The organism is Streptomyces sp. NPDC040718, from assembly GCF_055593565.1.
Genome location: NZ_JBVIXO010000008.1, coordinates 73,281 through 98,726, shown reverse-complemented (window position 1 = coordinate 98,726; position 25,446 = coordinate 73,281). Strand labels below are relative to the sequence as shown.

Annotated in this window: 19 protein-coding genes; 12 read left to right on the top strand and 7 right to left on the bottom strand. The window is 74.4% G+C overall.

The features are described from left to right. Positions 1-3: 3 nt before the first annotated feature. The 9 genes from ACZ597_RS21095 to ACZ597_RS21055 all read left to right on the top strand — a co-directional run bounded on the left by ACZ597_RS21095 (position 4) and on the right by ACZ597_RS21055 (position 11,204). Positions 4-2,415, top strand: a complete 2,412-nt coding sequence (locus ACZ597_RS21095; RefSeq protein WP_471332248.1) for a xanthine dehydrogenase family protein molybdopterin-binding subunit — start codon at positions 4-6, stop codon at positions 2,413-2,415. Beyond that, on the top strand, positions 2,412-3,233 hold the full coding sequence (locus ACZ597_RS21090; RefSeq protein ID WP_471332245.1) for an FAD binding domain-containing protein: 822 nt from the start codon (positions 2,412-2,414) through the stop codon (positions 3,231-3,233). Before ACZ597_RS21095 ends, ACZ597_RS21090 begins: the two co-directional genes overlap by 4 nt. A gap of 40 nt (positions 3,234-3,273) precedes the next feature. Next, positions 3,274-4,527: an MFS transporter gene (locus tag ACZ597_RS21085; protein WP_471332242.1), complete on the top strand. Its 1,254-nt coding sequence runs from the start codon at positions 3,274-3,276 to the stop codon at positions 4,525-4,527. After that, entirely contained in the window at positions 4,524-6,011 is a 1,488-nt protein-coding gene (locus ACZ597_RS21080) for an ATP-binding protein (protein WP_471332240.1), read from the top strand. The genes ACZ597_RS21085 and ACZ597_RS21080 overlap by 4 nt, the downstream gene beginning before the upstream one ends. A 13-nt stretch (positions 6,012-6,024) precedes the next feature. Beyond that, a complete protein-coding gene (locus ACZ597_RS21075) occupies positions 6,025-6,366 on the top strand; it encodes a nuclear transport factor 2 family protein (protein WP_471332237.1) in 342 nt (113 codons plus the stop codon). Between the two features lie 85 nt (positions 6,367-6,451). After that, on the top strand, positions 6,452-7,096 hold the full coding sequence (locus tag ACZ597_RS21070; protein ID WP_471332234.1) for a TMEM175 family protein: 645 nt from the start codon (positions 6,452-6,454) through the stop codon (positions 7,094-7,096). Between the two features lie 73 nt (positions 7,097-7,169). Next, positions 7,170-8,459 (top strand): IS701 family transposase, encoded by a 1,290-nt coding sequence (locus ACZ597_RS21065; protein ID WP_471332231.1) that lies wholly within the window; start codon positions 7,170-7,172, stop codon positions 8,457-8,459. Further along, positions 8,459-9,685, top strand: a complete 1,227-nt coding sequence (locus ACZ597_RS21060; protein ID WP_471332229.1) for an XdhC family protein — start codon at positions 8,459-8,461, stop codon at positions 9,683-9,685. The genes ACZ597_RS21065 and ACZ597_RS21060 overlap by 1 nt, the downstream gene beginning before the upstream one ends. 76 nt (positions 9,686-9,761) lie before the next feature. After that, positions 9,762-11,204, top strand: a complete 1,443-nt coding sequence (locus ACZ597_RS21055; RefSeq protein ID WP_471332227.1) for a GuaB1 family IMP dehydrogenase-related protein — start codon at positions 9,762-9,764, stop codon at positions 11,202-11,204. 75 nt (positions 11,205-11,279) lie between these two features. Here ACZ597_RS21055 and ACZ597_RS21050 read toward each other — a convergent pair whose 3' ends face one another. From ACZ597_RS21050 to ACZ597_RS21025, 6 genes are all read right to left on the bottom strand, one after another. Continuing rightward, positions 11,280-12,524 carry a sensor histidine kinase gene (locus tag ACZ597_RS21050; protein ID WP_471332224.1) on the bottom strand — a complete coding sequence of 415 codons (1,245 nt, stop codon included), beginning with the start codon at positions 12,522-12,524 and terminating at the stop codon, positions 11,280-11,282. Then, on the bottom strand, positions 12,521-14,260 hold the full coding sequence (locus ACZ597_RS21045) for a sodium/solute symporter (protein ID WP_471332221.1): 1,740 nt from the start codon (positions 14,258-14,260) through the stop codon (positions 12,521-12,523). The genes ACZ597_RS21050 and ACZ597_RS21045 overlap by 4 nt, the downstream gene beginning before the upstream one ends. Before the next feature lie 85 nt (positions 14,261-14,345). Beyond that, a complete protein-coding gene (locus ACZ597_RS21040) occupies positions 14,346-14,621 on the bottom strand; it encodes a hypothetical protein (RefSeq protein WP_471332219.1) in 276 nt (91 codons plus the stop codon). A gap of 175 nt (positions 14,622-14,796) precedes the next feature. Next, the gene (locus tag ACZ597_RS21035) at positions 14,797-15,624 is read right to left on the bottom strand and encodes a LytR/AlgR family response regulator transcription factor (protein ID WP_471332216.1); all 828 of its coding nucleotides are present in this window, start codon (positions 15,622-15,624) and stop codon (positions 14,797-14,799) included. A 95-nt stretch (positions 15,625-15,719) separates the two neighbouring features. Continuing rightward, on the bottom strand, positions 15,720-16,661 hold the full coding sequence (locus ACZ597_RS21030) for an SCO0930 family lipoprotein (RefSeq protein ID WP_471332728.1): 942 nt from the start codon (positions 16,659-16,661) through the stop codon (positions 15,720-15,722). Between the two features lie 141 nt (positions 16,662-16,802). Further along, complete coding sequence (locus ACZ597_RS21025; RefSeq protein ID WP_471332213.1) at positions 16,803-17,819, bottom strand: GDSL-type esterase/lipase family protein; 1,017 nt, start codon at positions 17,817-17,819, stop codon at positions 16,803-16,805. A 517-nt stretch (positions 17,820-18,336) separates the two neighbouring features. Between ACZ597_RS21025 and ACZ597_RS21020 the strand changes: the two genes are divergently transcribed. From ACZ597_RS21020 to ACZ597_RS21010, 3 genes are all read left to right on the top strand, one after another. Then, positions 18,337-19,806, top strand: a complete 1,470-nt coding sequence (locus tag ACZ597_RS21020; protein WP_471332211.1) for an amino acid permease — start codon at positions 18,337-18,339, stop codon at positions 19,804-19,806. 10 nt (positions 19,807-19,816) lie between these two features. Beyond that, a complete protein-coding gene (locus ACZ597_RS21015) occupies positions 19,817-20,272 on the top strand; it encodes an Lrp/AsnC family transcriptional regulator (protein ID WP_007262967.1) in 456 nt (151 codons plus the stop codon). 105 nt (positions 20,273-20,377) lie between these two features. Further along, positions 20,378-24,982 (top strand): hypothetical protein, encoded by a 4,605-nt coding sequence (locus tag ACZ597_RS21010; protein WP_471332208.1) that lies wholly within the window; start codon positions 20,378-20,380, stop codon positions 24,980-24,982. A 14-nt stretch (positions 24,983-24,996) separates the two neighbouring features. Here the strand turns inward: ACZ597_RS21010 and ACZ597_RS21005 are convergent, their stop codons facing one another. After that, complete coding sequence (locus ACZ597_RS21005) at positions 24,997-25,290, bottom strand: WhiB family transcriptional regulator (protein WP_471332205.1); 294 nt, start codon at positions 25,288-25,290, stop codon at positions 24,997-24,999. Positions 25,291-25,446 lie beyond the last annotated feature (156 nt).

Below are 25,446 nucleotides of genomic sequence, written 5' to 3'. Positions count from 1 at the left end.
GCGATGACCACCGTCCAGCCGGAACGGGAAGCACAGGCACGGGACGGCGTCCTCGGCCGGCCCCTGGACAGCCGCGAGGACCCCGGCCTGCTGCGCGGCGAAGCCGTGTACGTCGCCGACATCGACCTGCCCGGCACCGCCCACATGGCCATCCTGGGCAGCCCCGTCGCCCACGCCAGGATCCTGTCCATCGAGACCAAGGCCGCCGAGCAGCTCCCGGGCGTACTGAAGGTGGCCACGGCCGCCGACTTCCCCGACGTGATGCCGCTGCCCTGCATCTGGATACCCGGCGGGGTCGAGAGCCACTTCCCGCCCCACCCCTACGGCCTCCCCGGCGCCCGCCCGGTGCTCACCGGCGACACCGTCCGCCACGTCGGCGACCCGATCGCCGCCGTCGTCGCCGAGACCCCGCGCCAGGCCGCCGCCGCGCTCGCCGCGATCTCCGTCGAGTACGAGCCGCTGCCCGTGGTCACCCGCGCCGACCACGCCCTCGCCGAAGGCGCGCCCCAGCTCCACGAGGCCGTCCCGGGCAACCTGAACGCGTACTGGACCTGCGGGGACCAGGAGCGCACCGACGCGGCCATCGCGGCCGCCGAGGTCACCGTCGAGCTGGACCTGGTCAACCAGCGCACCATCAACAGCCCCATCGAGCCGCGCGGAGCCGTCGGCGCGTACGACCCGGCCACCGGCGAGTACACCCTCCACGCCTCCACCCAGGGCCCGCACAACCACCGCTTCCTGCTCGCCGCGCTGGTCCTCGGCATCCCCTTCAACAAACTCCGGGTGATCGCCCCGACCGTCGGCGGCAGCTTCGGCACCAAGGGCTACCTCTACTCCGACATGGCGCTGGTCCTGCTCCTGTCCAAGGCCCTCGGCGGCCGCCCGGTCAAATGGGTCGACACCCGCACCGGCCTGATGAACTCCACCGTCCAGGGCCGCGACCACCGCCAGCACGTCACCCTCGCCGGCACCCGAGCCGGCCGCATCACCGCCGTGCGCTGCACCAGCTACGCCAACCTCGGCGCCTACCCCTCCACCATCGGCCCCGGAGTCGCCACCGCCCTGATGGGACGCTCCATCAGCGGCATGTACGACATCCCCGCCGCCTTCTGCGAGGTGTACGCCGCCTTCACCAACACCGTCCCGCTCGGCGCCCAGCGCGGCAGCGGGCGCGCCGAGGCCGCCTTCCTGATGGAACGGCTCGTCGACCGGTACGCCGCCGAGATCGGCATGGACCCGGCGGAGGTCCGCCGCCGGAACCTGGTGCCCAAGGAGAAGTTCCCGTACGACAACGGCCTCGGCTGGACCTACGATTCCGGGGACTACCGGCTGAACTTCGACCGGGCGGTCGAACTCGCCGGCTACGACGCGATGCCCGCCCGCAAGGCCGCCGCCCGCGCCCGCGGCAAGCGCCTCGGCGTCGGCATCGCCACCTACGTGGCCGTCTGCGGCGTCGGCCCCTCCACCCGCATGTCCAAGGAGGGCATGCTCGGCGGCACCTGGGAGAGCGCCAACATCCGCGTCCACCCCACCGGCGAGGTCACCGTCACCGTCGGCTCCGCCTCCACCGGCCAGAGCCACGGCACCGTCTTCGCGCAGGTCGCCGCCGACGAGCTCGGCATCGACCCCGGCCAGGTCCAGGTGCACGAGGGCGACACCCTCAAGGCCCCCTACGGGCAGGGCACCTACGGCTCCCGCTCCTACAGCATGGCCGGGCCCGCCGTCGCCCTCACCGCCCGCAAGATCAAGGCCAAACTGGTCCGGGCCGGAGCCGTCTTCCTGAACGTGCCCGAGGACCGGGTCGTCTACGAGAACGGCGGCGTCCACGAGGCCGGCAACCCGGACAACGCCAAGACCTTCGCCGAACTGGCCATGGCCATGTGGTACGGCTGGGGGCTGCCCCCGGAGATCGAGCCGGCCCTCGACGAGACCACCCACTTCGACCCGCCGGACTTCAACTACCCCTTCGGCACGCACATCGCCGTCGTCGAGGTCGACGAACTCACCGGCGAGACCGAGGTGGTGGACTACACCGCCGTCGACGACGCCGGGCACATCGGCAACCCGAAGGTGGTCCTCGGCCAGATCGAGGGCAGCATCGTCCACGGCCTGGGCCAGGCCCTCATGGAAGCCGCCGAGTACGACGAGAACGGCGTCCTGATCACCTCCGACCTGGAGAACTACGCCCTGCCCCGCGCCGCCGACGCGCCCTTCTTCACCCTGGACAAGACCGTCACGCCCTCCCCGCACAACCCGCTCGGCGCCAAGGGCGCCGGGGAGATCGCCACCGTGCCGCCCGCCGCCGCCGTCGTCAACGCCGTCGTGGACGCCCTGTCCGACCTCGGCGTACGGCACATCGACATGCCGCTCACCCCCGAGAAGGTCTGGCGCCGCCTGAGAGGGGAAGCCCCGTGATCCTCACCGACTTCGACTACGCCCGGCCCGCCACCCTCGACGAGGCCCTGACGCTGCTCGCCACCCCCGGCGCCCGCGTGCTGGCCGGCGGGCAGAGCCTGCTGCCCGGGCTGCGCACCGGCGCGGAGCGGGCCCGGCTGCTGGTCGACGTACGGCACCTGGAGGAGCTGCGCGGCACCGCCCGCAGCGGCGGAGCCCTGCGCATCGGGGCCCTGACCACCCTCGCCGAACTCGCCGCGCACCCGCTGGTGCTCGAAGGGGCACCGGAGCTGGCCGCCGCGGCCCGCGCCAACGGCGACCCCCAGGTCCGCAACCTCGGCACCGCCGGCGGGAACCTGGCCGCCGCCGGGCGCGCCACCGACCTGCCCGTGGCGGCGCTGGCCGCCGACGCCCGGGTGGAGCTCGCCGGACCCGGCGGGCGCACCACGACGGGCGCCGAACGGCTCGCCGCCTCGGGAGTGCCCGCCGGATCGGTGGTCACCGCCCTGCTGGTGCCCGCCGCCGGCCCGGCCGCCGCCTTCGAGAAGGCCGCCGACCGGGCCACCCGCTACCCGCTGTGCGCCGCCGCCGTACGGATCACCCCGGACGGGCCGCGGATCGCGGTCACCGGAGCCACGCCGCGCGCCCTGCGCCTGCGCGGGGTCGAGGACCGGCTGCGCGGGGGCCCGTACACGACGGAGGCGGTGCTCGCGGCCTTCCGAGCCGAGCCCCGGGAGCTGTTCGTCCCCGGGCGAGGCACCTCGGCCGAATACCTGGGCCACCTCGCGGGCGTACTCACCGCCCGCGCGCTGGCCCGGGCGGCCCTGATCACCGCCTGACCGCCCGCGAGGGCGGCCCGGGGGAGGGGAGTTGACCAGAGTGGCCGGACCGACCGAGACGAGGGGCACGGGAGACGGAACGAGCGGGGGCACCGCCCGCACGGCGAGGGCCTCCGGCTTCCGGGTGGTGGGCGCGGTCCTCGTCCTGCTGATGCTCTCCTCCTCCGTGCCCTCGGCGCTGTACGTGCTCTACCAGCAGGAATGGGGACTGTCCTCCGGCGTGGTCACGGTGGTCTTCGCCGTGTACGCCGTCACCGTGCTCGCCGGCCTGCTGCTGTTCGGATCCCTCTCGGATACCCTGGGCCGGCGGCCCGTCCTGGCCGCCGCCCTGGTCCTCGCGATCGTCTCCATGGGCCTGTTCGCCGGAGCCCGGGGGCTCGGCCTGCTGCTCGCCGCCCGCGCCGTACAGGGGCTGGCGGTGGGCCTGGCCACCGGGGCGATGGGCGCCGCCCTCCTGGAGCTGAGCCCGCGCTCGCGGCCCGCGCTGGGCGCCCAGGTCAACAGCGCCGGGCCCACCGTGGGCATCGGCCTGGGCGGGCTCGGGGCGGGACTGCTCGTCCAGTACGCGCCCGCGCCGACCGTACTGAGCTACCTCCTGTTGGCCGGGGCCTTCGCGCTCACCCTCGTCGGGGTGGCCCGGATGGCCGAGAGCGCCCCCGGGGCGGACGGCCGGCTGCGGGTGGTGCCCCACCGGATCCGGGTACCCGCGGACGTGCGGCGGAAGTTCGCCGTGCTCGTGCTGACCGTGGTCGCCGTCTGGACCGTCGGCGGCTTCTACCTCTCGCTCGGGCCGCACCTGGCCCTCGCCCTGTTCCGCAGCACCAACTACCTGCTGGGCGGGGCCACGGTGGCCCTGCTCGCCGGCGCCGCCACCACCGCCCAGCTGCTGCTCGGCCGCACCGAGGCGCTGCGCACCGCCGTCCTCGGCCTGCTCGGGCTGCTCGCCGGGCTCGCCCTGGTGCTGCTCTCGCTGGGCACCGGCTCGGCGGCCGTGTTCCTCGCCGCCACCGCCGTCCTGGGCAGCGGCTGGGGCGCCGCCTTCCTCGGCTCCTTCCGCGCCCTCAGCTCGCTCGCCGACCCGGCGCACCGCGGCGAACTCACCGCCGCGGTCTACGTCTTCGCGTACCTCGCCATGAGCGTCCCGGCGGTCCTCGCCGGACTCCTGACCAACATCCACGGGCTACAGCGCACCTCGGTCGGCTTCATGGCGGCCGTCGCCGGGGTGTGCGCGCTGGCCCTGCTGACGACCCTGCGGCTGGCCGCGCGCACCAGGGCCGAGGGGAGCACCGAGTGAACACCGGAGAACTGCGTACCGCCCTGCGCGGACTGGAGATCTTCGCGCAGATCACCGAGGACCAGCTGGACTGGCTGGCCTCCGTGTCCGATCCGCGCGTCCTCGCCGACGGGGAGGTCCTCTTCCGCGACGGGGAGGAGGCCACCGGCTTCCACGTCCTGCTCTCCGGCGGCCTCGTCGTCACCAAGGTCGTCGACGGCCGGGAGGAGGTCCTCACCCGGCACTCCACCGAGGAGGAGGGCGCGGCCGCGGAGGAGCACGACGGCAAGCCCTCCGCCGCGCACCGCTTCACCGGGGAGCTGCCCCTGCTGACGGACGGCTCCTACGTGGCCACCGCGTCCGCGAGCGGGCCGGCGACCACCGTCGTCGCCTATCCGAAGCCGGTGTTCTTCGAGATGCTGACCCGCTGCCACGGGGTGGCCGCGGTCCTGATCCCGGTACTGGCCTGGCGGATCAAGTCCTCCGAGGTCCAGGCCCGCAAACGGGCCACCGTCGAGGCACTCGGCACCCTGGCCGCCGGCCTGGCGCACGAGCTGAACAACCCGGCCGCGGCGGTCGCCCGCGCCGCGCAGGAGCTGGCGCCGGCCCTGGACCGGCTCACCGCCACCGCCTGCGCGTGGGGCGCGGCCGCCTCGGGCGCGGAGCGCCCCGTACTGGACCGGCTCGCCGAGGAGCTGGACAAGCTCCCGCCCCCGGACACCACCGACCCGTTCGCCCAGGCGGACGCCGAGGAGGAGATCGCCGACTGGGCCGAGGAGGCCGGTGCCGAACGCCCCGGGCTGCTCGGCTCCGGCGCCGCCGACCTCGGGCTGGAACTCGGCTGGCTGCTGGAGCGGCTGGAGGGGGTCGGCGAGGCCGCCCTGCCCGCCGCCCTCGACCACCTGGCGGCGCTGCTGGAGGCCCGTTCGCTGGCCGCCGAACTGCGCGCGGCCGGGCCCAGGATCTCCCAGCTGGTCTCGGCCACCCGGGACTACGCCAACCTCGACCGGGCCCCCGAACAGCGGTTCTCCGTGCCCGACGGGCTGGAGAACACCCTGATCGTGCTGCGCTCCAAGCTGCCGGGCATCACCATCGTCCGCGAGTACGAGCCCGGGCTGCCCGAACTGGACGGCTACCCGAGCGAGCTGAACCAGGTGTGGACCAACCTGGTCGACAACGCGGCCGAGGCCATGGAGGGCTCGGGCACCCTCACCCTGCGGGTCCGCGCGGAGGGCGTCTGCCTGGTCGTGGAGATCACGGACACCGGCCGCGGGATCCCCGCGGACTCCCTGCCGCGGATCTTCGAGCCCTTCTACACCACCAAGGACGTCGGCAAGGGCACGGGCCTCGGCCTGCACCTGAGCTACCGCATCGTGACCCAGCGACACCGCGGGTCGATCACGGCCCGCTCGAAGCCGGGAGAGACCCGGATGGTCGTCCGGTTGCCGCTCACCGGGGCCGCCGCCTGCGCCGAACCGCCCGGCGAGTCAACTTCCACACCCTGAAAAGGAGTCGAACATGGCCAAGTACGACATCGCCAAGCTGCACCCGGTCTTCGTCCGCCAGATGGAGGCGCTGGCCGCCCTGGACATCGAGGCGGTGATGAAGAACTACACCGACGACGCCGTGCTGCTGCGCTTCGAGGGCGTCTCGGTGGGCATCGACGCCGTTCGCGAGACGTTCACCGGCTATCTCACGGTGAAGCCCACGCTGGTCGAACTGCAGGAGTACATCGAGACCGAGGACACCATCTTCTACCGGGCGATCATGAACCTGAACGGCGAGCCGGAGCACGCGTTCGGGACGCTCGTCGTCCGCGATGGCCGGATCTGGCGCCAGACGGCCGGCTTCGGCGGCTGACCGCCCTTTCCTGGGTAGCGTGAGCGGGGAGGGCGGGGACCACGCCCTCCCCGCTCACGTGAATGACTTCCGCGAAGGGGAGGACATGGAGCAGGAAACCAACCGGGTGGAGGCGTTCAGCGACGGCGTATTCGCCATCGTGATCACCATTCTGGTGCTGGAGTTAAAGGTTCCGGAGGAGCAGGGGTCGGAGCTGTGGCACGGACTCTGGGAGCAATGGCCGCACTACGCGGCCTATCTCGTGAGTTTCCTCATCATCGGCGTCATGTGGGTGAACCACCACACGATCTTCAGTCACCTCAAGCGGGTCGACCGGCCGCTGTTGTTCCTGAATCTCCTGGTGCTGATGGTGGTGTCGGTGATTCCGTACACCACCAACGTGCTCGCCGAGCACCTCACGGACGGGGAATCGGCCAATGTGGCCGCAATCCTCTACAGCTCGTGGACCGTCGTGTACGCTCTCGCCTTCCTGGCCTTCTGGTGGTACGTCACCAAGGTCGGGCACCTCTTCCACGAAACGGTGGACAAGGACGGGGCCCGGGCCACTCGCGTCCGATTCGGGCTCGGTGCGGTCGCCTACCCCTTGACCGTGGTTCTGTCCTTCTTCTCGGCACCTCTCACTCTCGTCGCACACTTCCTGATCGCGCTCTACTACGCGGCGAACCAAATCCCGATCCCGCTCGTGGTAGAGGAAGAGCGGCTCGAATCTGCCAGCGACCTCAGGAAGTAGCCGCCGGGCCCTACGGCCGTTCTCCGCGGTCCAGTAGGGTCAAGGATCTAGTCTGGTCGCGGGGGAGGCCAAGATGGTTCGCGCAGTGCTGCCGGAGGATTCCACCAGGGATATCTCCGAATTGATCGACGTATTGATCTCGCTTTTCTTCGAGTCCTTACCCAGGCGGGACCAGCGAAACTGGGCCCGCGTTTATCTGAACGGGCTCGTCCGCACTACCGGGAAGAAAACAATCCGAAACATCGCCGGAACTGGGGCGAGTTCCGTCGAGCAGAGCCTCCAGCAGTTCATCAGTAAATCGCCCTGGGACTGGACCCCCGTACGCCGGTCCCTCGCCCAGCACCTCGAACGCACCGCACAGCGCCCGCTGGCCTGGGTGGTGCAGCCCATGGTCATCGAGAAGGCCGGCGACCGCTCCGTGGGCGTCGGCAGGCAGTTCGTACCCCAGCTCGGCCGCACCGCCAACTGTCAGCAGGCCTCCGGAATCTGGCTCGCCTCCAGCGAGGCCGGCTTCCCCGTCGAATGGACGCTCACCCTCCCCGCCCCGTGGACCAGCGAACTGCTGCGCCGCAGGCGGGCCGGAATCCCCGACACCGCACGGTCCCTCACCCCCGCGCAGGACGCCGTGCACGCCGTACAGCGCATGGCCGCGACCTGGCAGCTCCAGCGCCGCCCGGTCGTGATGGAGGTCTCCAACACCGACCTCCCGCAGACCATCGAGGCCTTCGCCCTCCAGGACATCCCCTTCGTCCTCAAGGTCGACGGCTCCCTGCCCGTCTCCTTCGGCGGCACCGGCCGCCACAAACCCGGGCCGTACACCGCGCCCGCCCGCGAACTGATCGACTCGCTGCGCTCCCAGCGGCGGGTCGTCGAATGGACCCGGCACGGCCGCACCGAGGGAGCGGTGACCCTGCTGACCTCGGCCGCCATACTCGCCACCCCCGGCGAGGAACGCCCCGCGCCCGCGCCGCCCACCCCGCTTCTGCTGATGGGCGCCTGGACCGAAACCTCCCTGCTGCCCTCCGAGTTCTGGATCACCAACATCGGCGACCGGCCGCTCGCCCAGCTCTTCCTGCTGGCCAAGCTCACCGACCGGGTCGCGCTGGACTTCACCGAGACCTGCGAACCGGTCGGCATCCGCGACTTCGAGGGCCGCTCCTTCCGCGGCTGGCACCACCACGCCACCCTCGCCAGCGTGGCCCACGCGGCCAGGCTCCTCGGCACCGGCGGGCGGACCCCCGACCCGGTGCCCCGCGGCACCCCCGCCCGCTACCAGGGCCCCGGCTCCGCCCGGCCGCCGGCCGTACTGCCGCCCCGGCCGCTGATCCCCGGACAGTCGGCGCGCCGCGCCTGCATCCCCTGATGCTCGACATCACCGCCGGGTTGCGGGCCTGGTACGCCGAGCAACGGGAGTTCGCCCTGGCCACCGTCGTCGCCGTCAGCGGCAGCGCGCCCCGAGGACCCGGGGCCTCGCTGGCGGTGGACGCCGGGGGCACCGCGCTCGGCTCCCTCTCCGGTGGCTGCGTGGAATCCGCCGTGCACGAGCTGTGCCTGGAGGCCATCGCCACCGGGGCCGGCGGCGTACACCGCTTCGGCCACGGCGACGACGACGCCTTCGCGGTGGGGCTGACCTGCGGCGGGACCCTGGACGTGCTGGTCACCCCGGTACGCGGCGGGGACCCCGTGCGGCCCGTGCTCGGGGCGGTGCTGGACGCCGCCGCGGGCGGGGCCCGCGCCGCCCTGGCCCGGGTGGTATCCGGCCCGCCCGGCCGGCTCGGGCGGGCCCTGGCCGTCCACGCCGACGGCTCCTGGGAGGGCGGCCTCGGCGGCGGCGCCGCCCTGGACCGGGCCGCCGCCGACCGGGTCCGGGCCCTGCTGCTGGCCGGGCGGACCGGCACCGCCGAGCTGGGCACCGCCGGCGGGCTCTGCGGCGACCCGCTCACCCTGCTGGTGGAATCCGCCGCCGAGCCGCCCCGGCTGATCGTCTACGGGGCCGTCGACTTCGCCGCCGCCCTGGCCCGGATCGGAGCCTTCCTCGGGCACCGGGTCACCGTCTGCGACGCCCGGGGCGTCTTCGCGACCCCGGACCGCTTCCCCGGCGCCGACGAGGTGGTCGTCGACTGGCCGCACCGGCACCTGGCCGCGGAGGCCGCCGCCGGGCGCCTGGACACCCGTACGGCGGTATGCGTACTGACCCACGACGCCAGGTTCGACGTACCCGTCCTCACCCGGGCACTGCGGCTGCCGCTGGCCTACGTCGGCGCCATGGGCTCGCGCCGCACCCACGAGGACCGGGCGGCCCGGCTGCGTGCCGAGGGGGTGACCGAGGCCGAGCTGGCCCGGCTCAGATCGCCCATCGGCCTGGACCTGGGCGGCCGCACTCCCGAGGAGACCGCCCTCGCTATCGCCGCCGAGTTCACCGCCGCCCGCAACGCGGCCCCCGCGACCCCGCTGACCGGCGGCCGGACCCCGATCCACCGGCCCCCGCCGGCCCCGCGGGACCAAGGTCCCGTAGGAAAGGACCATGCGGCCCGGAATGTCCTGGACGATCGGCCGGGGCGGCGTGAACGCCAGGTCGTGGGAGAATGAAGTACGTGCGTTTCCTCGGCTGGCTGCCCCGTCGAGGCCGTAGAAAGATCCTTCGATCGACTGGGATGTTCAGCACGTGCGTTTCCTCAATGACCTGAAGCCGCCGTACGACCTGACGTACGACGATGTGTTCATGGTGCCGAGCCGCTCCGCGGTCGGCTCCCGCCAGGGCGTGGACCTCTCTTCGCCCGACGGCACCGGCACCACCATTCCGCTCGTGGTGGCGAACATGACCGCCATCGCGGGCCGCCGGATGGCCGAGACCGTCGCCCGCCGCGGTGGAATCGTCGTCATCCCCCAGGACATCCCGATCGAGGTCGTCACCGACGTCATCTCCTGGGTCAAGACCCGCCACCTCGTGCTCGACACCCCGATCACGCTGGCGCCCACCCAGACCGTCGCCGACGCGCTGTCGCTGCTGCCCAAGCGCGCCCACGGCGCCGGCGTGGTCGTCGACGCGGACAACCGCCCCGTCGGCGTGGTCACCGACCACGACCTCACCGGCGTGGACCGCTTCACCCAGCTCTCCGAGGTCATGTCGAAGGAGCTCCTGCTCATCGACGCCGACATCGACCCCCGCGACGCCTTCAACCAGCTCGACGCGGGCCACCGCAAGCTGGCCCCGGCCGTCGACAAGGACGGCAGGCTGGTCGGCATCCTGACCCGCAAGGGCGCCCTGCGCGCGACCCTGTACACCCCCGCCACCGACGCCAACGGCAAGCTGCGCATCGCCGCCGCCGTCGGCATCAACGGCGACTTCGTCGGCAAGGCCAAGCAGCTCCTCGACGCCGGCGTGGACACCATCGTCATCGACACGGCCCACGGCCACCAGGAGTCGATGATCAACGCGATCAAGGCCGTCCGCGCCCTGGACCCGCGGGTCCCGATCGTCGCCGGCAACATCGTCGCCGCCGAGGGCGTCAAGGACCTCATCGACGCCGGTGCCGACATCATCAAGGTCGGTGTGGGCCCCGGCGCCATGTGCACCACCCGCATGATGACCGGCGTGGGCCGCCCGCAGTTCTCCGCGGTGCTGGAGTGCGCGGCCGAGGCCAAGAAGTACGGCAAGCACGTCTGGGCCGACGGCGGCGTCCGCCACCCGCGCGACGTGGCGATGGCGCTGGCCGCCGGCGCCTCCAACGTCATGATCGGCTCCTGGTTCGCCGGTACGTACGAGTCCCCGGGCGACCTCCAGCAGGCGGCCGACGGCCGCCTGTACAAGGAGTCCTTCGGCATGGCCTCCGCGCGCGCCGTGCGCAACCGCACCTCGGAGGAGTCCGCCTACGACCGCGCCCGCAAGGGTCTGTTCGAGGAGGGCATCTCCACCTCGCGGATGTTCCTCGACCCGGCCCGCCCGGGCGTCGAGGACCTGATCGACTCGATCATCGCGGGCGTCCGCTCCTCCTGCACCTACGCCGGTGCCGGCTCGCTGGCCGAGTTCGAGGAGAAGGCCGTCGTCGGCATCCAGTCCGCCGCCGGCTACGCCGAGGGCAAGCCGCTGCACGCCAGCTGGAGCTAGTCGGCCGTCCCCGTGGCCCCGCCCCCGCCCTTCCGGCAGGGGCGGGGCCACGGGCGTTCCCGGCCTACGCGGGGCCTACGCGGGCGGCGGGCCCGGCCGGCCCGCCCCCGGGCCCGAGGTGTGCACTCCCGCACGGTACTTGGGGATCCGGACCGTGACCTTCGTGCCCGCTCCGAGACCCGTCTCCACGACGAGCCCGTACGCGTCCCCGTACACCTGCCGCATCCGCTCGTCGACGTTCGGCAGCCCGATCCCCGACGCGGACCCCGCCCGCTCTCCGGCCAGGATCCGCCGCAGCCGCTCCGGATCCATCCCCACGCCGTTGTCCTCGATGGTCAGCACCGCCTCCGCACCGGCGTCCCGCGCCGCGATCGTGATCCGGCACTCCTCCGTGGAGTCCTCCACCCCGTGCTTGACCGCGTTCTCCACCAGCGGCTGCAGACACAGGAACGGCAGCGCCACCGGCAGCACCTCGGGCGCCACCTGCAACGTCACCTTCAGCCGGTCCCCGAACCGGGCCCCGGCCAGCGCCAGGTACTGCTCGATCGACCGCAGCTCCTCGGCCAGCGTGGTGAACTCCCCGTGCCGGCGGAAGGAGTAGCGCGTGAACTCCGCGAACTCCAGCAGCAGCTCCCGCGCCCGCTCCGGATCCGTCCGCACGAACGAGGCGATCGCCGCGAGGGAGTTGAAGATGAAGTGCGGGGAGATCTGCGCCCGCAGCGCCTTGATCTCCGCCTCCATCAGCCGCGTCCGCGCCCGGTCCAGCTCCGACAGCTCCAGCTGCACGGAGACCCACCGCGCCACCTCCGTCGCGGCCCGCACCAGCACCGCCGACTCCCGCGACCCGTACGCGACCAGTGCCCCCAGCACCCCGTCCTCACCCGTCAGCGGCGCGAACACCGCCCACTTCAGCGGGCACTCCGGCCGCTGGCAGTCCGTCCGCAGGCTCTGGCTGCGCCCCGACTCCAGCATCTGGGCCACCCGGGCCATCGCCCGCCGCTGGTGGTGGTCGGCGCCCGGGCCGTCCCAGGCCAGCACTGCCTCCCGGTCCGTCAGGCACAGCGCCTCCGTGCCCAGCAGCGACCGCAGCCGCCGCGCCGCCTTGCGGGCGGCGTCCTCGGTCAGGCCCGCCCGCAGCGGGGGAGCGGCCAGCGAAGCGGTGTGCAGCGTGTGGAACGTGGCCCGCTCGACCGGGGTGCCCAGGTCCAGCCCCGCCGTCCGCTCACCGCGCAGGGCCTGCCACCGCCCCCCGGCCCAGCCCAGCGCCGGCAGCAGCACCGCCCCCGCCGCCGCCAGCACCCCGAGCACCGCCCCGGTCACCAGGCGCCCCCCGCCGCCCGCTCCCCGGCCACGCCCTCGGGCAGGTGCAGCCGTGCCAGCGCCGCCGCCGTCCCCGCCGGGACCCGGGACCGGGTGGCCAGTGACACCAGCACCATCGTCAGGAACCCCAGCGGCACCGACCACACCGCCGGCCAGGCCAGCAGCGCGTGCGCCCACCCCCTCGGCGCCACCCCGCCCCGCGTCGCCAGCACCGCGCCCAGCGCCGCCCCGCCGCCCGTGAGCAGCCCGGCCACCGCACCCGGCGGGGTCAGGCCCCGCCACCAGATCCCGAGCACCAGCAGCGGGCAGAACGAGGACGCCGACACCGCGAAGGCCAGCCCGACCGCGTCCGCGACCGGCACCCGCGTGCCCACCGCCCCGCCCGCCAGCGGCACGGCCATCGCCACCACCACCGCCAGGCGGAAGCTCCCCACCCCGCGCCGCGGCAGCACGTCCTGGTGCAGCACCCCGGCCACCGCCATCGTCAGCCCCGAGGCCGTCGACAGGAACGCCGCGAACGCGCCCCCGGCCAGCAGCGCCCCCAGCAGGTCCCCGAGCAGCCCGCCCAGCATCCGCTCCGGCAGCACCAGCACCGCCGCGTCCGCGTCCCCGGTCAGCGCCAGCTCCGGCGCGTAGATCCGGCCCAGCGCCCCGTACACCTGCGGCAGCAGGTAGAACACCCCGAGCAGCCCGAGCACCACCAGGGTGGTCCGCCGGGCGGCCCGGCCGTCGGGGCTGGTGTAGAAGCGCACCGCGACGTGCGGCAGCCCCATCGTGCCGAGGAAGGTGGCCAGGATCAGCCCGTACGTGGCGTACAGCCGGTGCTCGCGGTCGCCGGCCGACAGCGGCCTCGCCCAGCCGGGCGAGTCGGGCGCCGAGCCCGCCCGGGCCGCGGTCTCCGGGACGGCGGTCCCGGGAGCGAACTCCAGCCGGGTGTGCGCCCGTACCGTGTGCCGGCCGGCCGCCAGGGTCAGCGGGGCGTCCGCGTGGTCGAGCCCGTCCACCCGGCCCGTCACCGTCACGGTGAGCGGCTCGTCCAGCGACAGCCGCACGTCCTGGCCCAGGGTGACGGCGGTGTGCTCGCGGAAGACCGCCGGCGCGTCGAAGGAGGCGCGCGGCGCCCCGTCCCCGGCCCACGCGGCCAGCAGGAAGAAGGCGGGCACCAGCAGGGCGCAGAGCTTGAGCCAGTACTGGAAGGCCTGCACGAAGGTGATGCTGCGCATCCCGCCCGCCGCGACGGCCGCCGTGACCACGAAGGCGACGACCACCCCGCCCGCCCAGTGCGGGGCCCCCGTCAGCACGGTCAGGGTCAGCCCCGCCCCCTGGAGCTGCGGCAGCAGGTACAGCCAGCCCACCCCGAGCACGAACACCACCGCGATCCGCCGCACGGCCGGCGACTGGAGCCGGGCCTCCGCGAAGTCCGGCAGGGTGTACGCGCCCGAGCGCCGCAGCGGCGCCGCGACCAGCACCAGCAGCACCAGGTACCCGGCCGTGTAGCCGACGGGGTACCAGAGCATCTCCGGCCCCTGGAGCAGCACCAGCCCGGCGACGCCCAGGAAGGAGGCGGCGGAGAGGTACTCCCCGCTGATGGCCGCCGCGTTCAGCCGGGGGCCGACGGTCCGCGAGGCCACGTAGAAGTCGGAGGTGGTCCGGGATATCCGCAGCCCCAGCGCGCCGACCAGCACCGTCACCAGGACGACGACGGTGACCGCGGTCAGCGCGTACGTCTGGTTCACCGGAGGGTCCTTCGACGGGGGCGGGGATCCCGGGGAGTCTACGCAGCGCCTCCGGCGGGACAACAGGCCCGTTCCGGCCCCTGGATCACACCGCCGGGTCGCGGTGCTCCGCGCAGTCGCGCAGGGCGATCTCCAGTTCCACGTACGACTCCTCCGCGCGCCGGAACGCGAGCGTCAGGGCCGCCTCCGCGCGCGGCGGCAGCAGGAACCGGGTGCCCTCCCGGGCCTCGTACAGCACATCGGCCCAGCGGGCGGCCGCGCTGCGCAGCCGGGCCAGCAGCTCCTCGGCCTCGGCGGGCCCCGAGGGCCGGGTACGGGGCAGTCCGTTCAGCGCGTCCAACAGCGCCTGGATCTCGGACATATCGCTCCTCCCGGGCCGGATGGTCCACGATATGCGCGCGTGGTCCCGGCGACGGGCCGCGGCGGAGCCCCCTGCGGCCGACGGGCCCGGCGGATCGCCGTACGCCCGTCCCCGCGCGACGAACGGCACCCTGGTACGCCGGGCGGTCGTGCGCCGGTCCGCCCGCGGGCGCGGGTCAGCCGGTGGCCTGCCGCATCAGCAGGTCCCGGAGCTGGCGCGCGTGGCGGCGGCTGACCTGGAGTTCGGCCGGGCCGACGCGGACGCTGGTGGTGCCCGCGTCCAGCCGGAGCTCGTCGATCCGGCCCAGCGCCACCAGGTGCCTGCGGTGGATCCGGACGAAGCCGCGGGCCGCCCAGCGCTCCTCCAGCGTGGACAGCGGGATCCGCACCAGGTGGCTGCCCCCGTCGGTGTGCAGCCGCGCGTAGTCCCCCTGCGCCTCCACGTACGCGATGTCCGCGATCGCCACGAACCGGGTGACCCCGCCCAGCTCGACGGCGATCTGCTCGGGAGCCCGCTCGGCGGCGGACACCTCGGCGTCCGGCCGCCGGGGCTCCGGGACGGCCGCCCGGCCGGGCTCCGGGTCCTGTTCCGGCCCCTGCTCCCGCAGGGGCCGGCCCAGCAGCTCGCGGGCCCGCCGGACGGCCTCGGCCAGCCGCTCCGGCCGCACGGGCTTGAGCACGTAGTCCACCGCCTTGAGGTCGAAGGCCTGCACGGCGAAGCCCTCGTGCGCGGTGACGAACACGATCAGCGGCGGCCGGGCGAACCCGGCCAGCAGCCGGGCGATGTCCAGCCCGGTCAGCCCGGCCATCTGGATGTCCAGGAAGACCACGTCGATCGCGTCGGGCCCGTCCGGCCCGCTCTCCACCGCCCGGGTGATCCGGCGCAGCGCCTCCGTGGCGTCCGAGGCGCCCTCGGCGCTGCGCACCCGCGGGTCGGAGCGCAGCAGGTAGAGGAGTTCCTCCAGGAGCGGCTTCTCGTCGTCGACGGCCAGTACGCGCAGCATGGGGCCGAGTCTAGAGAAGGCCTCCGGCGCGGCAAACGGTGCGCGGCCCCCGCCCGGGGGGAGGGAGGCGGGGGCCGCGCGGCTGGGGGTGGCGGTTACTGGGCGGTGATGAGCGCCCCGTCGGGGGTGACGGCGTACCAGGTGCCGCCGACGCCCTGGCCGTTGGTGTCGCCGGGCTTCTTGTCGCCGGCGAAGGTGTAGACGGGCCAGCAGTTCACCGTCTGCTGCTTCTTGCCGTCGGGCCGGTCCAGGACCAGGTAGTTCTTCTCGGTGATCCCCTTGGCGTTCGCCTTGTCGACCGGCGGCACCACGGGCCACTTGGCCAGGCAGTCGCCGGTGCACTTGGACACCATGGGCCAGGCGGTGTCGGGCTTGAAGCGGTAGACCGTCATGCCGTTGCCGTCGACGATGTGGTCGCCCAGCTTGGGGTCCTTGGCCACCGTCAGCGCGCCCGCGGCCTGGCCGGCCCCGGCGGGAGCGGGGGTGGCCGCCCCCTTCGCGGCCTTCTTGCCGTCGGGGGCGAAGGCGAACCAGGTGCCGCCGACGCCCTGCCCGTTCAGGTCGCCCGCCTTGGTGTCCTTGGCGAAGCGGTACACGGGCCAGCCCGCCACCGTCAGCTGCTTGCCGCCGTCCTTGCGGACCACCTCGCCCAGCAGTGCGGGGTCCATCCCGGCGGCGGCGGTGACCTCGCCCGCCGCGACCACGGGCCAGGCCTTCGCGCAGTCGCCCTCGCAGTTGGAGGCGGGCGGCTTGGCGGTGTCCTTGTCGAAGCGGTACAGGGTGAAGCCGGCGCTGTCGGTGAGGACCTGCCCGAGCTGGTCGGTGGCCGCGACCGCCAGCTGCCCGGCGGGCTTGGCGTCACCGGCCTGCTGTGCGGGCTGCTGCCCGTCGGCGTAGGGGTCGGCGGCGGGAGCCTGGGCGGACGCGGCCCCGGCCGGACCGGTCGCGCCGCCCTTGACGTTCGTCCCGCAGGCGGTCGCCGCCAGGGTGACGACGACCGCGACGGCGGCCAGGGTGGTTCCGCGCTTGATGCCCATGGTGTTCTCTCCCACGTGTGTGTCCGCCGGGTCCGGGGCCGGTCCGCCGCGTCGTGCGCGGCCCCGGGACCCCGGCTGCTTGTGGGGGACACGGCGCCGCGGGGGCGCCCTGTTCAGCGGGAGCGGTATGGCGTGTTTCACTCACCCGCCGTCGAACCCGGCCCGCCTCAGGGCCGTGACCACAGCGAGGCCGAGGACCTGGTGTCCGGCGTCGTCGGGGTGCAGCCCGTCCGCGAGGTGCTCGGGGCCGAGCACGTCCCGGCCGGGCAGCAGGGCCAGCCGGCCGTCCCCGGCGGCGATCCGGTCCCGGACGGCCCGCTCCATCGCGTCCCGGAGCGCGCCCAGGGTGGCGCCCAGGCGGTTGGGGGTGCGTTCGGCGTCCGGGCGCAGCACGGGGGACAGGAGCAGCAGGGGGGTGCGCGGGTGGCCCTGGCGGACCAGGTCGAGGAACACGCGCGTGGTCTCGTACAGCAGCGGGGCGGTGTAGGGGACGCGGGACCAGCAGTTGGTGCCGAAGGCGAGGGTGAGGACGTCCGCCGGGAGCGCGGCGAGCTGCTCGGCGGTGGCGAGTTCGCCGCGCGCGGCTCCCGCGTAGCCGAGGTTGACGGTGTCGAAGCCCAGGGCCCGGCCGGCGACGGCGGGCCAGCCGTGGGCGGGGCGGGTGGACCACCAGCCCTCGGTGATGGAGTCCCCGTGCACCACCCAGCGGGGGGCCTCGGGGGCGGGGGCGAGCTCGCCGCCGATGCCGCGCAGCCCCAGGACCAGCGGGGACTGGCCCTCGGGCGGGTGCAGGGTGAAGGGGCCGGGCTGCCGCGGCAGCTCCAGGCGTACGACGGACTCCGCGGCGGGCTCGGTGAAGACCTCGGTGAGCAGCCCGTGCCGGTTCCAGAGGGCGAAGCCGTGCGAGAGGTCGCGCAGCGCGTCGGTGGGGCCGGGCACGGCGGCCCGGTAGCGGATCTCCACCGCGTGCGCGGTGCGGGTCGTGAATTCCAGCCGCACTCCTATGGGGAGGGTGGCCCGCTCGCCGGTGTCCCAGGGCAGCCGCATGGTGTCGTCCGGGTCGGCGCGCACCGGGCGGCCCTTGTCCAGCCAGGCGACCCCGCGCAGGAAGGGCCCGGGGTCCTGCCAGTGCCCGTCGGGGCCCAGGGGTGGTCTCACTCCGCTTCTCCGATCGTCGGGTACGGGAACGTCACGCCGGTCCGGTCCGGCGGTGCGTCGGCGGCGTCGCGCTCCCGTCCCCCCGGTCCGGGCGGTGCGGCGACCCGCGGGGTCCACGTCACCCCGGGGCCACTGCGTAGACCCGTACCCCGCGCGGGCCGGGTTCGACCGCGGCGGACCGCGCCGGCCGGATCCATGGCGGCACGGTGCGGCAGATCTGACGAAGTGTCAATGAAGGCACCCGGAGGAGCCCCGTGCAGCGATCGATCATCCGTGCGCAACAAACGACCACGGCGGGCGGATCCGCGCAACGATCGTCCGTCAATGTGCAAGGATGGTGCATTACGGGCGGTATCACTCTGCTCGTAGGCTCACCCCCTGTACGTGGAGTGGCGCGGACCGCCTGCTCGGCGGTCCCCTCATGCCCAGACGGGCTCACCCCTGTCTGCAAACTGCTCCGGACCGCTGCGGTCGACGCCCGAACCGTCCCCATCCGCAGTGTCAAAGGAGTCCCCTCGTGCTCGATCAGGGCCAGGCACCCACGCTCTCCAAGGAGACGCGCAAGCCCGTGAACCCGCTGATGCGGCGCAAGCCGGTCGAGCGGCTCGTCTCCGAGGGCGGGCAGGGCGAGGGCGGCTCGCTGCGCCGCTCGCTCACCATGTGGCAGCTGACCATGATCAGCATCGGCGCCACCCTGGGCACCGGCATCTTCGTCGTCCTCGGCACCGCCGCGCCCAAGGCCGGCCCCGCCGTGACGATCTCCTTCGTCCTCGCGGGCCTGACCGCCCTGTTCTCGGCCCTCTCCTACGCCGAGCTGGCCGGCTCCGTTCCGGTCTCCGGCTCCTCGTACTCCTACGCGTACGCCACCATGGGCGAGCTCATAGCCTGGATCTGCGGCTGGTGCCTGGTCCTGGAGTACGCCGTCTCCGTCGCGGCCGTCGCCGTCGGCTGGGGCCAGTACCTCAACGAGTTCCTCGACGGGACCATCGGCGTCACCATCCCCGAGTCGGTCTCCGCACCGCTGGGCGAGGGCGGCTTCATCAACCTGCCGGCCCTGGTCGTCGTCCTGCTCTCGATGGTCTTCCTGATGCGCGGCGCCAAGGAGAGCGCCACCGTCAACTCGATCATGGTCGCGGTGAAGATCGTCACCCTGCTGCTCTTCATCGGCATCGGCGTCCTGGGCATCAAGGCCGGCAACTACACCCCGCTCGCCCCGCTCGGCATGAGCGGCATCGCCGCCGGCGCCTCCACCCTCTTCTTCTCCTACATCGGCTTCGACGCCGCCTCCACCGCCGGCGAGGAGGCCAAGGACCCGAAGAAGGACCTGCCGCGCGCGATCATGCTGTCGCTGGCCATCGTCACCGTCCTCTACGTGCTCGTCGCCTTCGTCGCCGTCGGCGCCATGCCGTGGCAGGACTTCGAGGGCACCGAAGCCGCGCTCGCCCAGATCATGACCGACGTCACCGGCACCAGCGTCTGGGGCGTCGTCCTCGCCGCAGGCGCCGTCGTCGCGATCTTCTCCGTCGTCTTCGCCGTCCTCTACGGCCAGACCCGCATCCTCTTCGCGATGTCCCGCGACGGCCTCGTCCCCAAGGTCTTCGCCAAGGTCGACGAGAAGACCGGCGCCCCCCGCGCCAACGTGGTGATCGTCTCCCTGTTCTGCGGCGTCCTCGCGGCCTTCATCCCGCTCGGCAAGCTCGCCGACGCCACCAGCATCGGCACCCTCTTCGCCTTCGGCCTGGTCAACGTCGCCGTCGTCATCCTGCGCGTGAAGCGGCCCGACATGCCGCGCACCTTCAAGGTGGCGCTCTTCCCCGTCACGCCGATCCTCGGCTTCCTCGCCTGCGGCTTCATGATGTTCAGCCTCGATACGGCCACGTGGATGGTCTTCGGTGGCTGGATGGTCGTGGGCCTCGTGTTCTACTTCCTGTACGGCATCCGCCGCTCCCGACTGGCCACGGAAGAAGTGGCCACAGCAGAGAAGTGATCCGCCCGCAGTGCGACTGAACGATCTCGATGAACGCATCGTGCACGCCCTCGCCGAGGACGCCCGCCGCTCCTACGCGGACATCGGCTCCGAGGTAGGGCTCTCGGCCCCGGCCGTGAAGCGACGCGTGGACCGGCTGCGGGCCGAAGGCGCCATCACCGGCTTCACCGTCCGGGTGGACCCGGCCGCGATGGGCTGGGAGACCGAGGGCTTCATCGAGATCTACTGTCGCCACAACACCTCGCCGGACGACATCCGGCGAGGGCTGGAGCGGTACCCCGAGGTGGTGTCCGCGTCGACCGTCACCGGCGACGCCGACGCCCTCGTCCAGGTCTTCGCCTCCGACATGCGCCACTTCGAGCGCGTCCTGGAGCGCATCGCGGGCGAGCCCTTCGTGGAACGGACCAAGTCCGTCCTCGTCCTCAGCCCGCTCCTGCGCCGCTTCACCTCGGGCGCACCCGCGTAGGACACGCACCGCCGCCCCCGCCGGACCATCCGGCGGGGGCGTCGGCGTACGCGCGCACGAGGCGCGGGCACGGGGCTGTCGGCGGGGCGTGCCACCATCGGGCGCATGAAGATCCAGATCCAGCCGCCGGCCGACCCGCACCTCTCGACCGTCTACCCCGACTGGGCCCGCGCGCACGACCCCGCCTCCGGGCCGGCCGCCGCCGCGCTGCTCGACGAGGCCCTCGGCACGATCCACCGGGCCTACGAGAAGCCCGGCCGCTACGTGGACGGCCTGGAGCGGCGCGTACGGGAACTGGATCCCGCCCACCTGCCCTGGTTCTGGGACACCATCGGCCACAAGCTCATCGCCTGGCACCTGCGCTCCGCCGCCCGCGCCTACGCCCTGGCCCGCAAGGCCGAGCGCACCCACCGCCTCCCCGTCGACCCCGACTGGCACCGCGGCAACGTCCTGCTCTTCGCCCGCGCCGGGGCCCTGCCCGCCACCGAGCTCAGCGGCCACCAGGCCTGGCTGGCCGAGGCCCTGGAGCCCGCCGCCGCGCACGAGGAGTACGTACGGGTCCTGCGCGCCTGGGCCGCCTCACCCGGCGACCTCCCCGCCGACCTCGCCCGACGCGTCCGGCTCTCGGCACGCGCCGCCGGCCTCGACGCCGCCGAGGAGGCCCGCGTCCTCGGCCTCGTACTCGCCGCCGCCCGCGGCAAGGAAGTCCCCGACCGGCTGCTCGACGCCGCCACCCCCCTGCTGACCGCCCACGCCCCCGCCGAGGACGTGGCCGCCCTGCTCCTCGACCTCTTCCCCGAGAGCCGAGGCGACGCCTCCTCCTGGCTGCGCCTGCTCCTCGGCTGCGGCGCCGCCGAGGCCGCCGCGGCCGGGCGGATCGCCCCCGAGGGCGGCCTCACCGAATGGTTCTCCCGGTACGCGGGCCGCTACGCCCACGGCCGCAGCGGCAGCGGCGTCATGCGCCAGCCCATGCCCGCCGAACTCTTCGAACTCCTCACCCTCTTCGCCCCCCGCCTGCGGGCCTCCGACAGCCCGCTGCGGCTGCACGAGGACCGCTACACCTACCGGGGGCTCGACGCCGACCTCCTCGACGCCTGCCTCGCCGAAGGCATCGCCGTCGCGGACCCCGGCGTCGCAGTGGAACTGGTCTTCTGGGACGGCCGCTCCCGGCGCGACCTCAAGGCCCTGGCCGCCCACCCGGTCTTCGGACCCCGCCTGGAGGGCACCGTCCACGCCGCACTGCGCGGCTCCGGCACCGCCATCAGCCGCCTCCCCGAGAACGCCGGCATCGCCGCCGAGGTCCACGGCCGCGTCGAGACCCTCCTCGGAGCCCTGCGCGGCGGCGGCCTCGGAGCCGCCGACGAGGCCGTCGACGAGCTCGCCGCCCTCCTCGACCGGCCCACCGCCCGCGCCCTGGACGGCATCGACGAAGCCCTCGCCGCACTGGACCTCACCGGCCCGCTCGCGCGCGCCCTGCGCGCCGGACTGCCCGAGGAGTACGGCTGGCCCGCCCTGGAAGAGGCCGTCTCCGGCCTCGGCGGCCCCGCCGCCGTCACCGGGGTCACCTGCACCTGGCCGCTGCTGACCGTCTACGGGCCCGACCGTGCCGTGGCCGTCGACCACGCGGGCCCCCGCGCCTCCTGCTCCTTCCGGCTCCCCGAGGAAGCCACCGCGCACACCGTCCACTACGTCGGCGGCGCCTTCCTCGTCGGCTTCGGCACCACCCCCGAGGCCTCCTTCGGCGACCGGGCCTTCTGGGCCGACCGCCCCGAGGACGTCTTCGAGCCCGAGCAGCAGCTCGGCCTGCGCCGCTACGGCGGCATGATCCAGGGCGGCCTCGGCTACCACTTCGAGACCCCGGACGGCGGCGGCCGCCACGAGGGCGGCCGCGTCCTGCGCCCCGGAGGCCGGGAGGGCATCGGCTCGTACGACTCCCAGATGGCCGACGGCCGGCACTACTGGAGCTCCGGCGGCGTCGGCCACCGGTACGGGCAGTCCCTGACCCGCGTCCACCCGGAGACCGGCGAGGTCCTCGCGGACACCGCGCCGCCGGAGTTCCACACCCTCGCCGAACTCCCGCCCGGCACGCAGCCCTTCTCGTCCTCCTGCCAGACCCTCGCCGCCCTCCCCGAAGGCGCCCCCGCCTCCCCGCTCGGCCAGGACGGCCGCCTCACCGGCTTCCGCGTCCTCAACCACACCCCGTACCCGGGCCCCTCGCCCACCCGCTTCGAACTGGAGGGCGTCGACGGCCGCCGCGCCTCCTACCGCAGCCGCCGCCTGGGCCGCAAGCCCTGGGCCATCGTGCGCATGCCCCGGGGAGGCGAGGACGGCGTGCTCGTCGGCCAGGAGGCCATCCGCTGCCACTCCGCCGAGGACAACTCCCTCCTCTGGCAGGTGCACGGCTTCCCCGGCTCCGACCGGCGCCGCACCCCCGGCTTCGGCGAAGGCGCCGGCCCGGTCCCGCCACCCGCCTTCTGGCACTTCCTCACCCCCCGCTGCGCGACCTCCTCCGAAACCCTGCGCACCGTCGGCGACACCGCCGTACGCGCCCTGCTCGACGCCGCCCTCGCGGGCGACCCGGCCCCCGCCCTGCCCGGAGGCCTCGAACCCCGCATCGCCGCCGGAGCCGACCGGGCCGCCCGGCTCGCCGCCGACGTCCTGCGCAGGCTGCGCGAGCTCGCCCGCCGGGTCGCCGTCATGCGGGCCGGGCCGGTCGTCTCGCTGCGCACCGAGGTCCCCGACTCCGTGCTCGCCCCCGCCCTGTACCGCCTCGTCCCCCACCGCCACCGCCGCTACGACGAGCCCGCGCCCGCTCCGCACCCCGCGATGCTCACCGCCGTCGCCGCCGACGGGCGCCACCTGCGCGGCGAGATCGACGACGAGGCCCGCGTCCTGGCCCGGCCCGCCGCGCCCGAGACCTGGGAGCCGCTGCTCGGCGGCATCGGCGCCGTCGCCTGGCGCGCCGCCGCCGCGACCACCCCCGACGAGCAGCGGACGGCGCTGGCCGCACTGCTGGAAACCTGGAGCGGGCAGCCCTTCGCCGAAGCGGGCGGGACCTGGCGGACCGGCCGGGCCGGGGAGGAGGCGCTGGCCGCCCTCCGCGCCGCCGGGCACACCCTGGCCTCCGGCGCCGTCCGCCACGGCCCGGCCTGGTTCGTCCAGCGGGCCGCCGACCCCGCCCCCGAGGGCGCCGAGGACTGCGTGACCACCACCGTCGGGGCCGAGGACTCCGTACGCCTGCCCCGGCTGCTGGAGCTGCTCGCCGAACGGGGCCCGCTGGCGGCGGATCCGGCAGCGGTGGACGCGTTCGTCCGGCTGACCGGAGTGCGCAGCCCGGTCGCACGCCTCGTCCTCGCAGGGTTCCCGGCCCGGGAAGGGGACCGCGACCACCTGAAGCTGCTGGCCTCCGCCCCGTTCAAGGCCGGCAAGCCCCTGGCCCGGGAGTACGACGCCCTCTGCCGCGCCCTCGGCGACGCGGGCCTGCGGGCCGTCCTCGCCGCCGGCCTGCCGCAGGACGTGGCCGAGCTGTGGGAGCCGGGCGGGACCGTCCGGGCCGCCGAGCGGATGGCCGCCGTGTGGACCGGGCTGCTGGGCGCCGAGGAACAGGTGGACGAGGAGCTGGCCGCCGCCCTGGAGGCCGAGCTGGGCCTGCCCCTGCCCTGGGCCCGGGCCCTGCCCGCCGGGCGGGTCCCGGCCGACGCGCCGTTCGGCGAGGAGGGCCTCGTACTCGTCGGGGACCGCCTGGGGGGCATCCACCTCCGCCACAGCGGGCCGGACGGCACCATCGGGGACCCGGTCGGCTCCGAGCCCGCCCACCACACGGCCGCCTCCGTCATCGCCTGGGCGCTGACGGAACGGCCCGTCGGCGACCCCGGAGCCCGCGGCGCCCTCGCCCTTTACGGGCGGCTGCGGGCCCAGCTGGACGGCCCGGGCGCGCTGGTCCCCCTCGGCGCCTTCTTCAAGGAGCTGGCCGGCATCGCGGAGGCCGACCCGGCGTTCACCCCGTACGAGGGGCCCGTACTGCCCTGCCCCCAGCCGCTGTGGGAGGGCGCCGCCGGCACCTCCACGGCCCTCGACGACGGGGTGTTCGTGGTGGCCGTGCCCAGGGGGGACGCCTTCCTGCGGGTGGCCGCCCTCGCCGACCCGGAACGGACGGAGCGGGCCGAGCGGATCGCCGCCACCGTCCGGGACGGCTACCTGCTGACCGTCCTGCGCCGGCACCGGGACCTCCTCGACGGCCTCGCCCGGCTGGCCGCCCGCGCCGCCGACACCCCGGTGCCCCAGGGCGGCTACGAGGCGAACCCGGCCCTGAGCGCCCCCGAGCTGGTCGCGGAGGCCGCAGCGTCCCTGGGGGTCGGCGCGGACGCCGCCGCCCTGTACCTCCAGCTGCTGGCCCTTGTCCGCCCGACGGACCGCGCCGTGCGCCGCTGGAACGGCTGGACGGCCGCCCGGCACAAGGCCGCCCAGGCGGAGCTGGCGGCCTCCGGTGCGGTGGAGAGCGGCAAGCGGGCCCGCGCGGGCCGCACCCTGTTCGCCCCGGGCCAGTGGACCGAGCTCAAGGCCCCGCACCTGCCCGTGGAACACGCCAAGCTGGCCGCGCACCTCGCGCCGGCCTCCGGTACGACGCTCCACCCGCCGCTGCTGCGCCTGCTCGCACCGCTGCCCCCGCACGAGCTCTTCGCCCGCGCCTGGGCAGAGCGGCAGCGGTAGTCACGCAGCGCTGGTCACATGGAAAGCGGGCGGGCGGCGGGGCCGGTGAGCGCGCGGCGCTCCTCCTCCGTCAGCCCGCCCCAGACGCCGAAGGGCTCACGGGTGCGCAGGGCGTGCTCCAGACAGGCCGCGCGGACCGGGCAGCCGGCGCAGACCTCCTTCGCCGCCCGGTCCCGGTCGTCGCGTTCCTCCCCCCGCTCACCGGCGGGGTGGAAGAAACGGCCGGGTCCGAGCGCGCGGCAGGCGGCCCGGGACTGCCACTGCCAGTGGTGGAGGGCGGCGCCGGGCAGGCGCGAGAGGTCGGTCATGGCGGCTCCTTTCAGTGGCCTCGCTCCGCGTCTGACCGCTCGCCGCCCACTGAAACCCGCCGCCGGGGAACCGGGAGCGCGGCGGCGGTCCGGACGACCGCTGATCTGCTGCGTGTTCATCGCCACGGCCGCCCTTCCGCCGCCCGCGCTCCCGTA